The sequence below is a fragment of the Moritella sp. 5 genome (genome assembly GCF_018219455.1).
Lineage (GTDB): Bacteria > Pseudomonadota > Gammaproteobacteria > Enterobacterales > Moritellaceae > Moritella.
In genome coordinates this window covers 906,391-922,342 of record NZ_CP056122.1, presented here as the reverse complement: position 1 = coordinate 922,342, position 15,952 = coordinate 906,391, and the positions used below count along the sequence as shown (strand labels likewise).

General features: G+C 38.7%; 14 protein-coding genes. 8 read left to right on the top strand and 6 right to left on the bottom strand.

Going from position 1 to position 15,952, the window contains the following annotated elements:
• Positions 1 to 237 precede the first annotated feature (237 nt).
• The gene (tal, locus tag HWV01_RS04270) at positions 238 to 1,185 is read left to right on the top strand and encodes a transaldolase (RefSeq protein ID WP_211674219.1); all 948 of its coding nucleotides are present in this window, start codon (positions 238 to 240) and stop codon (positions 1,183 to 1,185) included.
• A 100-nt stretch (positions 1,186 to 1,285) separates the two neighbouring features.
• On the opposite strand, the gene HWV01_RS04265 is transcribed toward tal, so the two are convergent.
• On the bottom strand, positions 1,286 to 1,966 hold the full coding sequence (locus tag HWV01_RS04265; RefSeq protein WP_211674218.1) for a TIGR01621 family pseudouridine synthase: 681 nt from the start codon (positions 1,964 to 1,966) through the stop codon (positions 1,286 to 1,288).
• 269 nt (positions 1,967 to 2,235) lie between these two features.
• Here HWV01_RS04265 and HWV01_RS04260 point away from each other — a divergent pair, with 269 nt between their 5' ends.
• From HWV01_RS04260 to HWV01_RS04250, 3 genes are read left to right on the top strand one after another with little or no spacing between them, the layout of a single operon-like run.
• Positions 2,236 to 2,472, top strand: coding sequence for a SelT/SelW/SelH family protein (locus HWV01_RS04260; RefSeq protein WP_249185537.1), 237 nt, complete (start codon positions 2,236 to 2,238; stop codon positions 2,470 to 2,472).
• A gap of 3 nt (positions 2,473 to 2,475) precedes the next feature.
• A complete protein-coding gene (locus HWV01_RS04255; RefSeq protein ID WP_211674216.1) occupies positions 2,476 to 3,180 on the top strand; it encodes a M15 family metallopeptidase in 705 nt (234 codons plus the stop codon).
• A 59-nt stretch (positions 3,181 to 3,239) separates the two neighbouring features.
• The gene (locus HWV01_RS04250) at positions 3,240 to 3,500 is read left to right on the top strand and encodes a DUF2897 family protein (RefSeq protein ID WP_211674215.1); all 261 of its coding nucleotides are present in this window, start codon (positions 3,240 to 3,242) and stop codon (positions 3,498 to 3,500) included.
• Positions 3,501 to 3,619: 119 nt separating this feature from the next.
• Here the strand turns inward: HWV01_RS04250 and bamC are convergent, their stop codons facing one another.
• Together bamC and dapA are read right to left on the bottom strand one after the other, a co-directional pair.
• Positions 3,620 to 4,744 carry an outer membrane protein assembly factor BamC gene (bamC, locus tag HWV01_RS04245; protein ID WP_211674214.1) on the bottom strand — a complete coding sequence of 375 codons (1,125 nt, stop codon included), beginning with the start codon at positions 4,742 to 4,744 and terminating at the stop codon, positions 3,620 to 3,622.
• Positions 4,745 to 4,771: 27 nt separating this feature from the next.
• Complete coding sequence (dapA, locus tag HWV01_RS04240) at positions 4,772 to 5,650, bottom strand: 4-hydroxy-tetrahydrodipicolinate synthase (protein WP_211674213.1); 879 nt, start codon at positions 5,648 to 5,650, stop codon at positions 4,772 to 4,774.
• Positions 5,651 to 5,839: 189 nt separating this feature from the next.
• On the opposite strand from dapA, the gene HWV01_RS04235 reads away from it, so the two are divergent.
• Positions 5,840 to 6,379, top strand: coding sequence for a glycine cleavage system protein R (locus tag HWV01_RS04235; RefSeq protein ID WP_211674212.1), 540 nt, complete (start codon positions 5,840 to 5,842; stop codon positions 6,377 to 6,379).
• A 69-nt stretch (positions 6,380 to 6,448) separates the two neighbouring features.
• Here HWV01_RS04235 and HWV01_RS04230 read toward each other — a convergent pair whose 3' ends face one another.
• From HWV01_RS04230 to HWV01_RS04220, 3 genes are all read right to left on the bottom strand, one after another.
• The gene (locus HWV01_RS04230; protein WP_249185437.1) at positions 6,449 to 7,015 is read right to left on the bottom strand and encodes a PepSY domain-containing protein; all 567 of its coding nucleotides are present in this window, start codon (positions 7,013 to 7,015) and stop codon (positions 6,449 to 6,451) included.
• A gap of 371 nt (positions 7,016 to 7,386) precedes the next feature.
• Positions 7,387 to 9,924 carry a M9 family metallopeptidase gene (locus HWV01_RS04225; RefSeq protein WP_211674211.1) on the bottom strand — a complete coding sequence of 846 codons (2,538 nt, stop codon included), beginning with the start codon at positions 9,922 to 9,924 and terminating at the stop codon, positions 7,387 to 7,389.
• Positions 9,925 to 10,195: 271 nt separating this feature from the next.
• Entirely contained in the window at positions 10,196 to 10,678 is a 483-nt protein-coding gene (locus tag HWV01_RS04220; protein ID WP_211674210.1) for a DUF6314 family protein, read from the bottom strand.
• A gap of 134 nt (positions 10,679 to 10,812) precedes the next feature.
• Between HWV01_RS04220 and bcp the strand changes: the two genes are divergently transcribed.
• The 3 genes from bcp to HWV01_RS04205 all read left to right on the top strand — a co-directional run bounded on the left by bcp (position 10,813) and on the right by HWV01_RS04205 (position 15,891).
• Entirely contained in the window at positions 10,813 to 11,322 is a 510-nt protein-coding gene (gene bcp, locus HWV01_RS04215; protein WP_211674209.1) for a thioredoxin-dependent thiol peroxidase, read from the top strand.
• A gap of 310 nt (positions 11,323 to 11,632) precedes the next feature.
• Complete coding sequence (locus HWV01_RS04210; protein ID WP_211674208.1) at positions 11,633 to 12,796, top strand: efflux RND transporter periplasmic adaptor subunit; 1,164 nt, start codon at positions 11,633 to 11,635, stop codon at positions 12,794 to 12,796.
• Entirely contained in the window at positions 12,796 to 15,891 is a 3,096-nt protein-coding gene (locus HWV01_RS04205) for an efflux RND transporter permease subunit (RefSeq protein ID WP_211674207.1), read from the top strand. Before HWV01_RS04210 ends, HWV01_RS04205 begins: the two co-directional genes overlap by 1 nt.
• Positions 15,892 to 15,952 lie beyond the last annotated feature (61 nt).

Below are 15,952 nucleotides of genomic sequence, written 5' to 3'. Positions count from 1 at the left end.
AGAATGTGATTGCAAGTAATATTTTTGTATAAAAAACGTGATGAAAGCCTACATACTTTCGAATGAAAGTTATGCTAAGATACAACTCAGAAATTACCGCTATTTCATTAAAGCTAAGATTCGCAAGCAGTCAGGTTTGCAGCAGTCTAGTTTTATAGTATTGACATTATAATCAATATTAATGATAGTGACGTAAGCCCTTACACCGATCAATAATATAATTGTGGAAATAAAATAATGAGTAACCAGTTAGAACAGCTAAGTAAATTAACCACTATTGTTGCAGATACAGGCGATGTGGACGCAATTAAATTATACCAGCCTCAAGATGCGACGACAAATCCATCACTTATCTTAAAAGCAGCTGCATTACCGGCTTATCAACCATTAGTAGCACAAGCAATTGCTTACGCTAAAGAAAATGCAACGCCAGAAACACAAGTAGCGCTTGCATGTGACAAACTTGCTGTATTAATTGGTAAAGAGATCTTAACGACAATTCCAGGTCGTATCTCGACAGAAGTTGACGCGCGCCTTTCTTATGACACTGAAGCAAGTGTGAAACAAGCGTTATTACTGATCGAATTATATAAAGCAGTCGGTATTGAAAAAGAAAACATCCTGATCAAATTAGCGTCGACTTGGGAAGGTATCCGCGCAGCAGAACAACTTGAAGCAATGGGCATCAACTGTAACTTAACATTACTATTCTCTTTCGCACAAGCGCAAGCATGTGCTGAAGCAGGCGTATTCCTAATCTCTCCTTTCGTTGGCCGTATCATGGATTGGCACAAAGCGAAAACGGGCGAAACATATGAAGGCGCTAACGATCCAGGTGTTATCTCGGTAAGCACTATTTACAACTACTACAAAGCATCGGGTTATAACACGGTTGTTATGGGCGCAAGCTTCCGTAACACAGGTGAGATCCTAGCCCTTGCTGGTTGTGATCGTCTAACAATTGCACCACAGCTATTAGAAGAACTACAAAACTCTTCAGAGCCTGTAACACAAGCTCTATTCTCAGAAGTTGAACAAGTCGCACCAAAAGCGAAGCTAACTGAAGCAGCATTCCGTTGGGATCACAGCCAAGACCCAATGGCAGTTGAAAAACTAGCTGAAGGTATCCGTAACTTCGCTATTGACCAAAACAAACTAGAAGCGATGATTGCTGACTTATTCTAATTTGAATACAGCTTTTTAGTTGCTAACAAAAACGGCCAACGCATTACTCGATAAAGAGTACTACGTTGGCCGTTTTTTATTTAGTCAGTCTAAAAAGTGATTATACTTTTGGCCAAGCTAAAGTCTCAGGCTGTGCATAAGCAACTAATGCTTCTTTACATGCAGCAGTATCAAACTCTTTACCACTGAATTCGTCAGCAACAAAACTAAAGTCTTCACCATCAAGGGTAAACTGTAAGCAATAAGCGTGTAAGTAAGCACGATCGTATTTCCAAGCATCAGCACTTTGATACAGCGGATCACCGCAAATAGGGCTACCTAGGCTGTTTAATGCAACGCGTAACTGGTGCGTCTTACCTGTGTGTGGTTTTAATACCACTAAACGCTTGCCATCACCGATGCTTTGCGTAAAGAACTGCGTAACAGCAGGGCTAGTTAGCGTTTTAGTTAAGCGCCACATGCTGCGACGTGAACGTTCCATATCGCCTTTCACTAAACCTTGTTTTTTCTTTGGTTTGCTATCGATAACACCCAAGTAATACTTTTGGATTTCGTGCAATTCAAATAACTTCGCTAATTTAGCAGCCGCTTCTGATGATTTAGCCAGTAACAACAATCCTGATGTCACTTTGTCTAGACGGTGTACTGGAAAAACTAATCTGCCAATATCCTTTCTGACAATAGAACAAATACCATCAACGCCGTCTTCATCATGAAAACCAATGCCCGCTGCTTTGTTGATAACCAAGAAATCGTTATTCTGAAATAAAATGCTATACATTAAAAAAACCGATGCTGAAAATGAGGCCGAAGTGTACCCTAAATAAGCAATATACCCAAGCGACTTCAAGATGCACGACCAGAAAATCGAATGAAGAGTATCTTTAAGACATGAAGTCACTTGGGTATAAAAATCATATCCACCAGCAACTATTGACGTTAAGATAAGTAATAGTACGCTAGGATAAGTAATATTAATAAAAGAGGACCTTACTTGTGTCAGAGATCAAAGCTGAAATTGATATTTACTATTGCCGACAGTGTAACTGGATGTTGCGCTCTACCTGGCTAACACAAGAACTCCTGCATACCTTTGGTGAAGAGATAAGTAAAATAAGCTTACACCCAGACACAGGCGGTCGCTTTGAGATCCATTGCAATCAGCAACTGATTTGGGAACGTAAACAAGACGGCGGTTTCCCCGAAGCCAAAGTATTAAAACAACGAGTTCGTGACATTATCGCCCCAGAACGCGACCTCGGCCACAATGACCGAACGGTAATATAGTCAATGACAACATCAATAGTCCACCCCCCATTGACTGAACTTGAATTAACAGGACAAGTGCAAAGTCATGTGATTGAACTACCGTCACAGCCTAAGCTTATCCACCAGCAAGTATTAGCGGCATTTCAACAGTTACAAGTGCGGGCAAAACACGCAGGATTCAATCTCGATGTAGTATCGAGTTTTCGCTCTTTTGAACAACAACTGCATATTTGGAATAATAAATTTAGTGGCCTAAGACCCATTCTGGATCATGACAGTCAGCCATTAAATCCAGCTATACTTAGTGAAGAAGAAAAAGTATTCGCTATATTACGTTGGTCGATGCTACCCGGCGCAAGCCGCCATCATTGGGGGACTGAAATAGATGTCTGTGACTACAGCGCGTTACCTCAGGGTTATCAATTACAACTGGTTCCACAAGAATATGACGAAGGGGGCTATTTAGCATCTTTTTCTGCTTGGCTAGATGACAATATTGCCGACTGTGGTTTCTATCGCCCCTATCAACAAGATCTCGGCGGCGTATCACGCGAGCCTTGGCATTTAAGTTACTTACCCATCGCAGTAGATGCACAAAAAGAATACACATTAGCGCTAGTCATCGACACTATCCGCAATGCGGACATTCATGGTAAAACAGCTGTTTTAACGAATATAGAACGTATTTATACCCAGTACATAAGTAACGTTTCAGCACCCAATTGATATCGAGCAACAACGCTCAATTACGATTAGATAACGCTCGCATAACAACAGGAGGATTTATGGTTTGGCTCATTATTCTAGTGGCCTTAGGTTTTATTATAGGGTCGATCATGGCGTTAAAATATACCGCAAACATGAAAATGAAGATACCAGAAGAAATTGAACACCAATTTAACAAAAGCTTACATCTTGATGCTGGTGAAAATGCCAAAGCATTGGCGGATGATGAAGACGAGCTGCAAGAATATAACAATGAATACCGTAACGAATACGATAAAAAACCAATGCCAGATAACGACAAGAAAGACACAGACAAATAACATTCAGTAACTGCTATGTCACGATTACCTATAACAACATCGTAATAAAAAGGGCCTATGTACTGATACAATAGGCCCTTTTTTATTCAATGACTAACACGCAAGGTGTGTAAGTGCGATTATTCAGCCGCTTTCTCGGCACGTAATACATCTGCCGCATCTTTCAAACTAATAAATAATTGGCTCATCACTTCAGCTGACAAAGGTTGCTTATCGTCACCAAAGAAAGCAATTGAAGTATGCCCATTAATTTCACCGACTTGAATGCGGTAATCATCTTCCGCTAATGTCACGCGTGTGATCTTATTGTCAATCCAATAATCATCAGTTTGTTCGTCAAAGCTTATTAACATCGTGGCTGCAAGTTTATCTTCATCTTCAACCGTCATTCCTACTTTGTTTAATACCATTGGTAATAATTTCCAAGCATCATCAAACGGAATATTCAATGTAATAACAGGGTGTTTCTGATCAACAAAATCAATTTTAAGTTTCGATGCTTTTTGCTGTTCAGTTTCTTTGTTTTTACCCTCAATACGATCAATTTCGTAATAGATATTAAGTAGGTTTAACATTTGAACAGCAAAACGACGGCTATCGCCTTTACTTAATACGTTATCAACCTTAGTACCATCTAAACGTTCTTCATGGTCAATCAAGTCCACTTGCAGACCCACAGTACGTTTATTTACCCCCGTTAATAGCGTGAACTTATAACGTTGCTTTAATTCGTATTCAGATACTTCTCTAAATTCATCAAACGTTTCTTGGTTAATTAACCAATCAGTTTCTAGTGTATGATTCACGTCATCGAGTTTAGCAATAGCGACTTTTTTATCGGCTAAGAAATTCGCTAACAATGTCCAGACCTGCGCAGAAATATCATCTTGTGAACTACGGCTATTAAACCAAACCGTGACATTTTCACTGCCTTCTTGAACACGTACTAATGGTGATAACGCCAATATTTGTACCGGAGAACGTACATCAACAGCCTTACCCATAGGGTAATCTTCAGTCCCTTCGGCTAATTCAGGCACATCAAAACGCTGTGTATACAAAGGCGCATCAAGTCCGTCTGCAATCACCAACTCTGGTTTGACTGTTTGATTTAAATATTCAAATTCTTGATTTGCTTGACGTCTTGTATCTGTTCCTGAACAAGCACTGACTAAAATAGCACACGCGATAACGCTATAACGCTTCGCGATAGTCAAGCGGTGACCTGTTGATGACATAGTCATAGTATTAATATTCCCTAATTCAAAAATTTATGCGTCCACTGCAAGCGCGAGTGCCGCACTCACTTGAGCATGATATTGCTGATCTAATTCAATTAATGGTAACCGTAAATTAGCCGTTGTCGTCAAAGATAACTGTTTGCACGCCCATTTTACCGGGATTGGGTTAGCTTCGACAAATAAATCTTGGTGTAAACGCATTAATTTATTGTTAATTTCAGTCGCTTCTTCGCGCAGTCCCGCTAATGCAAACCCGCACATACGGCTCATGGCATCCGCAGCCACATTACTGGTAACAGAAATAACCCCGTTACCACCTTGCAACATAAACTCACAGCCCGTTGCATCATCCCCACTATATAGTAAAAAATCATCCGGTAGGCAAGGCTTAAGCTGAGTCAAACGCATTAAATCACCGGTAGCATCTTTGATACCTATAATAGCATTAAGTTCCGCTAATCTAATCACGATCTCATCACTAATGTCACAACCTGTACGACTCGGTACATTATACAAAATCTGAGGTAAATCACAGGCTTCTGTTATCGCTTTGTAATGCTGGTATAAGCCTTCTTGGGTTGGCTTATTATAATAAGGCGTGACACAAAGTCCGGCAGTTACGCCTAGTTTGTGTAATTCTTGACTTAATGTAATGGCGTTTCGGGTACTGTTTGACCCTGAACCAGCAATAATAGCGATACGACCTTGCGCCATGTCCAGAACTTCTTTAACCACGGAAAGGTGCTCATCTTGGGTAAATGTGCACGACTCGCCAGTGGTACCTAACACTACAAGCGCTGAAGTATTGCTCTGGATATGATATTCAACTAAACCTTGTAAAGAGCAAAGATCGACGTCTCCGTTGTCGAGCATAGGAGTAATAAGTGCGACGATATTACCTGTTAACATATTGGCCTTGTGATAACTAACTATAAAACACGTGGCATAGTAATAGTACCAGTCGGTTGCCGCAAGCATATTTTGGCTATATGCATGACAACATCAATATGCTGGTTGATAAGCTTACGGATTGTTGCATCTTGAAGTTGCTTGGGTATATCATGCTCTACTTGTTTACCTTAATTTATCAGGAAGAAAATGACGCAAAATTTAGTTATCACCGCCCTTGGCAGCAACAGTCCCGGTATCGTACATAAACTGATTGGACACGTAAGTAATTGCGGCTGTAATATCGTTGATAGCAAATTGGCTATTTTTGGTAATGAATTTACCTTGATGATGCTTCTGTCTGGCGAATGGAATGCCATGATCCAACTTGAATCAAGCTTGCCATTAAAGAGCCAAGAACTCGATTTAATCACCATGATGAAACGCACCGAGCATCACGAACCGATTAGTTACGCTCATACTATTGAAGTAGAAGTGACAATCCCTGATTCAACAGGTCTTATCGAACAGTTCACCTTATTCTTTACCAAGAATAATCTTAATTTAGCGGGATTACGCTCAGAAGTATTAAGCAGTGATAAAAGTTCGGACGTGTTAAAAGCTAATTTCACTTTAAATACTACACATGGCTGCGATCTTGTGCAATTAGAAGCCGAACTTGCAAGTCTGTGCCTGTATTTAGATGCCGATTATCAATTCATTGTTGAAAGTAAAACAACAACATCTTAAACAAAAAACGCGGTTAATCGCAAATATACTAACCGCGCCTAATCTTATTATCTCAGACGGTACAACATATTAATTCATCGATGATGACAAGTTTAGATTCACGTCCCTTACTTCCAACTTCTTACGATTTTTACGTCTCAATATATACGGCATTAAGAACATATATATCCCGGTTATCCACAGTATCAGTAAAATCACGGCAGCAGGTAAAAATAGCCATAATTTAGCATGTTCATGAAAAAATGAACCATCGTGTAACGATTCAATTAGGTCTGAACGTCGATACTCAACTTGCAAGATCTTACCGCTGATATTATCAATTTGAATTTCAATTTTATTTTTAGCCTTTACTTTCACAATCCCTTTAGAAGGCCTAACATCCATACGACTTACGTTTTTCCAACCATGAATCTCTGCTTCAGGTACTGTGCTAGCGATATCTAATATTTGTTGAAAAGATAATTGCGGCACTTTGCCTTCCCCTTTCATGCTCGCGGGTTGAACCCAAGTGAATTCTTTTTTTACTTGCAGTAATAATCCACTAATCAGCACAACCAATATAGGCAGCGCGATAATTGCCGCTCCCCAATAGTGCGTTTTACGGTTGACCCGCTTCCAATTTACTTTTTTCATCATACTTCCTTGTCATCGAATCTAGGCCAAAAATGCCAAACAACAAGAAGTGTAGTGATAATCATTGCTATTTACAACTATAGGATAGGTATTATGAAAGACTAGTAGACACCACCACTTAAATAGATAAATCTACACAATTCGAACCTACCAAAATAAACAACTACCAAGTCCAGTTTAAATGTAAATATCAACTAATACATACTCTCAATACGAAATTTAGGCCTGCTTATTTTATCCGCCAAAAAACTATTTCTTAAACCAGCCTAACCTTTAACTCCCAATTTATTATTCGTACGGCTAAAAATATTTAAAATATATGCAAGCTCCTCTTCATTAAGCGAGGAATCATAAACATAAAAATTCAGACTATGCTAATAGGTTGAAACCTTTACTCTCACATTTCTGTATGCTTCCGCGGCATCTAAAGTGAGATATGCCCAGCCTTTACTGGCATGCACTGTAATTTCTTCACGATTACCACTATTGGTTGAGGATTGTTGATAGCTATCTTTTGATGCCCAAGTAACGCCACTATAATAAAGATTTACATCACCTTCACCACCTTCAGTACTAAAAAACAGCGTCGAATCATCTTCGACATAGTAAGCAAAGTATTCGGGGTGTTCAGAGGTAACACAAACCGCTTGGCCTGCCGTTAACGTACCATCAGTGTCTTCGCTAGCGGTGCAAGTGTTAACTGGTAACTGAGGGTTAATATTACTAACCATTAATTTTATATGGGAAAAATCGGGTTCTCCTTTGACCGTCAAGTATACCCAACCTGCAGAAGCATCCACTCTGATCAGCTCATTATTCCCTTGTTGTACCGACGATAAAGTATAATTAGTATCAGTTGCCCATGAGCTGTCACTAAAATAAAGATCAGCATTACCGCTGCCACCCTGTGTAGAAAAATACAAAGTGCCAGCTTCTTCTACATAATAGTAATAATAAGCTAAATCAGTACCAGACAGACCACAGATAGGTGTATTAAGACTTAAAGTACCATTCGCTTGTTCAGGAGTAATACACGCGCCTATGCTATTACCACCATTATTGTTATTACCACCGCTATTACTATTGCCAACTTCCGTCAACCAATAACTAAAATCTGAATTATAAATGTCACCAATAGATAACATATAACTGGCGTAGTTACTGAAGTTACCTTGCCGTAATTCATTCAAAATATTGTTAACTTCCGCAGCATGTTTTTCAAACATATAACGAACGGCTAGATAACCACCACGGTAAACTCTTTCCTGACCACTGTTGTAATCATTCATAAATAATTCATTTAATTGATAATTATTGTTCTTACCAACTTCAACTGCATCACTATTATCATCCCCGTGCGATATATACTCAGCAAGGCCTTCAATCCACCAGATAGTCGATTCTTTTGTTGAATCGTTAAAGTTACCTTTAATATTGTATCGCCCATCAAGATAATGAACATACTCGTGCTTAAGGTTCCAGACCTCAAAGCGATCTGTGATCCAATCCGCTTCATAGGCGATAAAACGCGCTTGATTATTAGGAGTAGAAGGTTCGCCTTCTAGATACATGCCACCGTTATCAGTGCCAATACCAAAAAAAGTGCCTGCGTACTGTTTATAATTAGCAGAATCATTGAAGATCACCACTTCCAGTGCCGAATTATGATCATCCGTCACTGGCTGATAACCCGTATTAAGTTTTGCGTGGAAATAAATCTCTTCCTTCGCCATTTGTTCACATGACTGCTTTAGCTCATCCTGATTCATAGACTGAGCACGGATCTGAATTGTCGGACTACATGTATAACTTATAGAAAGGACTTGTTGCTCCAATTGTTTTTTATAACCACAGATATTGTATTCTTCACAATTACCGTAATAGTCCACCATTTCTGCAGCGGCTAACCAGATACCGCTTCCGCGACCACTCATACTATTATGACGGAGTAATTCAAGTAAGTAAGGTTTTACCTTATTTTGTACTGAAGGTGCATACTTAAGCATCCGCCCTAGCTCTTTAGTCGCATTATTGACTAAATACTCATGATCGGTGCCGATAAGATAGTCCTGTTTATCAATAAACACTTTGAGGGTATCGACAATACTACTATCTCTTGCAAGGTGTTCAGCAAAATCATCTGTCCATTGGCCCCGCCATAGGACAGTAAATACCGAGTTAATCGACGCACTCATATTACGTGAATCATTCCAGCTATTATCAAAACGTACCAATATATCTTTCACAATATCAATAAAATCGGCATTGTGACCGGAACTGTCCACCAGTGTTAATACTTCAGAAAGCACTTTACCATGTTCATCTGTTACATCAGTAAAATGTTCATTTTTGAAAAATTCATCTAATGCGCTCAAAGACGACTGTTTAATAGCATCAGAGTACTCACCTACAGCATCACGTTGATAATATTGAACGTAGTAACCTGCCCTTAAGAACATCACTAAATTAAGAATGTTATTATCGTTATTGCCCTTGTAACAGCTACTCGCTGAACGGAAAGAATTCATAATTGTGAGCATATTATTTTCATTAAAAATATTGGCTGCATCGGAGTCAGTTACAGAAAATTGTTTATTAATACAGTCGCTGGAAATCCCAGTCACGTAATCGCTCAAACTCCTGCCTGTTCGGCTGCTAAATTCAGTTACGGAACAACTTTCATTAATATTTGGTATTGCTGCATCCGACAACATAGTAAACCGCTTTAGGCGAGGATAGGTTGTCAGCTCAGGTAATGTCATTGGGGGACGTTCGGTTACATCCTGCATCTGTGATAACTGTGGATGCTGAGTATTGACTATAGATAATTGGCTTTTTGATGCTATACCGTCTGCCTGAGCAAATCCGATAGCCATCAAACCTACAACAATTAACAAGAAATATTTTTTCATTATAAACTCCATTTACAATGCTGTTAATTAAAAATAAAAAACCGTATAAATACAAAACCTTATTATTAATACATTGTTATTTAGTGATGCGGTAGCGGTAAAATTCATCTCATAAAGAGCTCGTACCACTTTGGAGGTGCGATTGTAATTGGATTGGATTTTATAATTTTTTAGTTCATGAAACCTAACAAGTAGTTACATTATAAATAGAGTATGTTTTAAACACATGATTATAGATCTAAACAATAAAAAGCTAACGCGAGAATGAACATTATACCGAATAAATATAATCTAAAACTTCACGCTTCTTAGGCCCCTGAATACGCCACTGCATCACAAGACTGTCTGGGGATAATGCAAACGAGGCATCGTAATTATCTGCCGCGCATTGATGTGACTGACGCGTGACTAATTCACCTTGGCCATTTTCAATAATATCAAACAAAAATACCGGTTTATCCCAGCCAAATCGTAAATGGGTTAACCGAATATAGTCGCCCTCGAATTGCCACAAATATTGATTGTGCATGGGTACTTTACGATCGGCTGATACGTAGTAATCGCCACGCTCGATAGTTTCAACAATGGCACCCGATTCAGGCTTGCTCGGTTCTGTTTCACCACTACTGCGGCGTTTAATTAAGCCCTGCCCTTCACCTTGCCAACCCGTAACGGATTCATTGTCAGCGTTAACTTTAAAACTAAACCGGTTCAAACGATTAAGCAGAGTCCACAATTGCGTCAATGTTTGCACTGTTACCTCATTAAATAATATTTATCACTGTTTTATTAATACGCTAATGTCGATTGCCAATAGCCCCTTGTCGAGATGCAAAAACTCCCGCACAATAGCCACATACGATTTATTAATAGTTAGGACTCATATTCATGCAAACTTTAAAGTCTGGTGATAAAGCACCATCGTTTACTCTGATCAACCAACATAATGAAAGCATTTCTCTTGATTCATTCGCAGGCAAAAAAGTCCTAGCTTATTTCTATCCAAAAGCAATGACACCGGGTTGCACAACACAAGCGCAAAAGATACGTGATCATATCACAGCATTAACGGCGTTAAATGTAGAAGTCGTTGGCATTAGTCCAGATGAAGTGGTTCGCCTAACTAAATTCAGTGTTCGTGATGAATTAAACTTTAGTCTACTTTCAGATCCAGACCATGCAGTCGCAGACGAGTTCGGCATCTGGGGCCTGAAAAAATTCATGGGTAAAGAATTTGATGGTATTCACCGTCTGTCTTTCTTAATCGATGAACAAGGTGTTATTGAACATGTATTCACTTCTGCATCGCTAAAAGCTGTGCCATTAGAAGGTGACTACAGCAAATTTAAGACTAAAGACCATCACCAAGTAGTATTGGATTATTTAGCCGCTAAATAATCGGTTAATCTAATCTACGATTAGTTTACAAAACAATACAAAACCAATACAAAGCCAATACAAAGCCAATAGATATTGAGGATATAATGACTCCTGTTTATTGGCTTTTTATCATTTAGGTATACTTAACCTTAAACCTTACGTTATTACCTAACTAAGGTACTAAATTCTATCCGCTCCTGAACTAATTGCCTTTAATACTATCCAACCAGCCTTGAAGGTATGGATACCGCTGTAGCAGGTTTAATCGTTTACCGCTCATTTTCAACCTCGTAATTTAATACATAATAAAAAATAACTGGAGTACATAGTGACTAAAACGCGTAACCTATTAGCAGCGTTAGTGCTTAGCATTTTTGTTTTAGGCTGCGATGATAAGACACGATCTCCGGATCAGTCTGCACCGCCACCTATCGCGGTCGATATCATTACAATTAAGCCGACAGAGCAAGCTATTCTAGTTCAATTACCGGGTCGTAGCCAAGCGAATAAAATTTCTGAAGTTCGTCCTCAAATTGGCGGTATTATTGAATCTGTGAACTTTAAAGAAGGTGGTAAGGTCACAGCAGGTGATTCTTTATATACTATTCGCTCCGATATTTATCAAGCTGAATTAACCAGTGCAAATGCTAATTTAGAAAGTGCGACCGCATCGATGAACACTGCGTTCAATGAATACAAGCGGCAAAAGTTGTTGCTAACGAAAAGCGTCACAAGTAAAAAAGATTACGATTCAGCATTACTTAATTATAAAAAATCGCAGGCAAATGTTGATGTACAAAAAGCCAATGTGAATAGATCACAAATACAGCTTGCTTATACGCACGTTAAAGCGCCAATATCAGGCATTATTGGGGAATCTTATTTTACTGAAGGGGCACTAGTTCAGCTTAATCAGGCACAACCCTTAGCTATTATTCAACAAATCGATCCAATTAAAGTAACAATGAGTCAATCGAGTGATGAATTTTTAAAGTTTAAGCGCGAGATTGCGAGTGGTAAATTAAAATTAAATAAAAATGCCACAGTTGACATTGTGCTCAGTGATGGTACCCCTTATATGGAAAAAGGAGTGCTACTTTTTTCTGATATATTCGTCGATCAAAATACAGGTACTGTGCACTTAAAAGCGAAGTTTGATAACGCCGATAAAAATATTCTTCCAGGCATGTTTGTCCATACATTATTAAATGTTGGTACAGATCCCAAAGCGATTTTAGTGCCACAGAAAGCAGTATTTTTTGATTCTCAGAGCCGACCAGCAGTGTATATTGTTAACGATGCATCCGAAGCTGAACAGCGAGTAATTAGTGTCGCGCAATCGTTCAATAATCATTGGCGGGTAACATCGGGATTGAAAGAAAATGATAAAGTGATTGTGAATGGCCTTGTCAAAATTAGGCCCGGCTCAAAAGTGATTATTAGTGAACTACCCAAAAATACAGCCACAATAGAAAAAGAAGAGGCTAAATAATGGCACGTTTTTTCTTAGACAGACCGGTATTTGCTTGGGTTATTTCCATACTTATAATGTTACTTGGCCTATTAGCCTTTAATAAGCTGGCGGTTACTCTTTATCCGTCACTAAACCCGCCAGTTATCACTATATCAACCCAATATCGCGGTGCTTCTGCGGATGCGGTTAAAAATAGTGTCACGTCAAAAATAGAGCAGAACTTAACGGGTATTGAGGGAATGCGATATTTTAGTTCCTCCTCTACTAACGATGGTAATGTAAACATTGCAGTTTATTTTAACGTTGGCGTTGAGCCTGAAAAAGCCTATATGGACATACAGAATAAAGTCCAGGGTATTACCTATCAGCTACCTGATAGTGTCAGAAGTGAAGGGATTAATGTTAGTCAAACGGGTAAATCTTTTTCTACTCTATTAGCATTAACATCAACCACAGAAAATAGCTATGGTGATATTGGTAAGTACATCAATACAGTGCTCATCGACGATATTAGTCGGGTACCGGGTGTTGCCCGTGTACATGGAGTATCTCCTAAGCATGCAATGCGCATTTGGTTAGACCCTTTAAAACTTGCTCGTTTCAAATTATCTCCATCTGATATTGTGTCCCATATACAAACACAGAATAGCCAAGTTGCATCGGGTTATTTTGGTGAGTCACCAACAAAGAAAGATCAACAGTTACTCATAAAAGTGAATGTTCGGAATTTATTAAAAACGCCTGCTGAATTCGGTAATATCGTCGTTAAAAATGATAAGAAAGGTGGGCAAGTAAAACTTAAAGATGTGGCCCGTATCGAAGTTGGTTATGATAATTATATTAACCAGCTCCGTTTATTTAGAAAAGCAACACCTAAGGGTAAACCTATGGGTGTCGTGATGGTTTATCCTGAAAATGGGACCAATATTATAGATATGGAGGCTAAACTTAAGGCCTTAGTCGAACGGTTACAACCTCAATTGCCCCAAGGAATGGAGCTTACATTCCTTAAACAGAACTCGCCTAAAATTAAAGCGCAATTAGGTAATGTATTAAGTACCTTAGTTGAAGCCGTCGTTTTAGTTTTTCTAGTAATGTACCTCTTCTTACAAAGTGTAAGAGCAACGTTAATTCCATCGATTGCCGTACCAATCGTATTACTTGGTACTTTATCAATTATTTATTTATTGGGCTTCTCAATAAACACTTTTACCATGTATGCATTAATACTTGCGATTGGTTTGTTAGTTGATGATGCTATTGTCGTTGTTGAAAACGTAGAACGTTTGATGCATGAACAACAGCTAACACCATATCAAGCAACGAAACAATCAATGGACGAGATATCCTCAGCATTAATCGGTATTGGTTTATCTATTTCTGCCGTATTTATGCCGATGGCCTTTATGCCCGGTAGTGTCGGGGTTATTTTTCAGCAATTTTCAATCACGTTGATAACAGCGATGCTTTTATCCGTGGTTGTTGCGATGACATTGACCCCCGTATTGTGTGCAACTTTACTAAAACCATCAACAGGTGATCATAGCAAAGGGTTTTTCGGTTGGTTTAATAAAGGATTTAATACGTTAAGCAAAAAATATGAAGCAATGACTATTACAATTATTAAACGTAGTGCTGTTTTTTCATTATTATTTTTATTGTGTATCGGACTCAGTGCTTATTTTGCTAATACGATACCAAGTACGCTCATCGAAAATGAAGAATCGGATACCATTATTACTATTGGTAATATGAAACCGAACACCACGATAGCACAAGCGCGAGAAGTATCAGCAAAACTGGGACAATTCATTTCTCAAGATCCAGCGGTAGCCGACTTCGGGGATTTAACGGGATTTAATGGAACTTCTGCATTAGCCTATATCAAGCTCAAAGATATTAAGCAGCGAAACTCTGATGATCTAAAAGCGGAGTCTGTAGTACAACGGATTATGACATTTGGTGCATCGATTAAAAATGCCAATGTTTTTGCATTTACCCTCCCAGAACTTGACCTTGGTGGATCATCTGATGGTGTTGAGTTCGCATTAGTTGATTCTAGTGGGCAAGGGCCAGACAGATTGCTGGATGCTAAACAGCAATTTTTTGACCTGGCTGCTAATTATCCTGCGCTTCAGGAACTACGAGTGAGTAGTGGTGGAGACCAAAAAGATAATATTTATCAAATAACTCTAGATCAAGATAAGTTGAACGCATTAAATATTCCGATAAGTCGTATTGATTCAACGATTAATATTGTACAAGCTAGCTTGAGAGTGAATGACTATCTAGATCATAATCAAATACGTCCTGTTATTGTAATGGGTGAAAATGATTATAGAATGGACCCCGATGGACTCATGCAGTGGTACGTTAAAAACACCCTTGGTGAAATGGTTTCCTTTAAAGAGTTTACGTCAGGTAAGTTTACCAGTGCACTATCAACCTATGTTAATTTTAATGGTAAATTAGCACTTGAAATATCAACTCAGGTTGGTAATGGATATAGTTCCGGAGAGGCAATTAATGCGGTTGAAGATATACTTGCTCAATTACCACCTGGCTATGATGTCCAATGGACAGGGAGTGCTTTAGAAGAAAAAGAGTCTGGTTCTTTAACTATATGGCTTTATGCACTCTCTGGATTATTTGTATTTCTTGTATTAGCAGCGCTATATGAAAGTTGGACTATTCCTTTTTCAGTTATATTAGCGGTGCCTTTTGGTGTATTAGGTGCTTTTGTTGCAATATGGCTAAGGGGAATTAATGATGACTTATTCTTCAAAGTTGCCATTATAACGACAATGGCATTAACGGCAAAAAATGCGATTTTGATTGTTGAATTTGCGAAACAACAGTATGAAGAAAATGGCGATCTGATTGCGTCAGTTGCGCAAGCGGTTAAATTAAGATTAAGACCGATTATTATGACGTCAATGGCATTTGGTTTAGGGGTTGTACCACTGGTTATTGCTTCTGGAGTTGGTTCTGTTGCTCAGCACTCAATTGGTACTGCTGTACTTGGTGGTATGCTGGTTTCAACATTCATAGGGACACTATTTGTACCTATGTTTTTTGTACTAGTCGTCAGGCTTTTTGGTGGTAAAAAATAGTTAAAATAAAAGAAGTCATTTAATATAAAAGACCTCCTGTAAGGAGGTCTTTTATTTACAG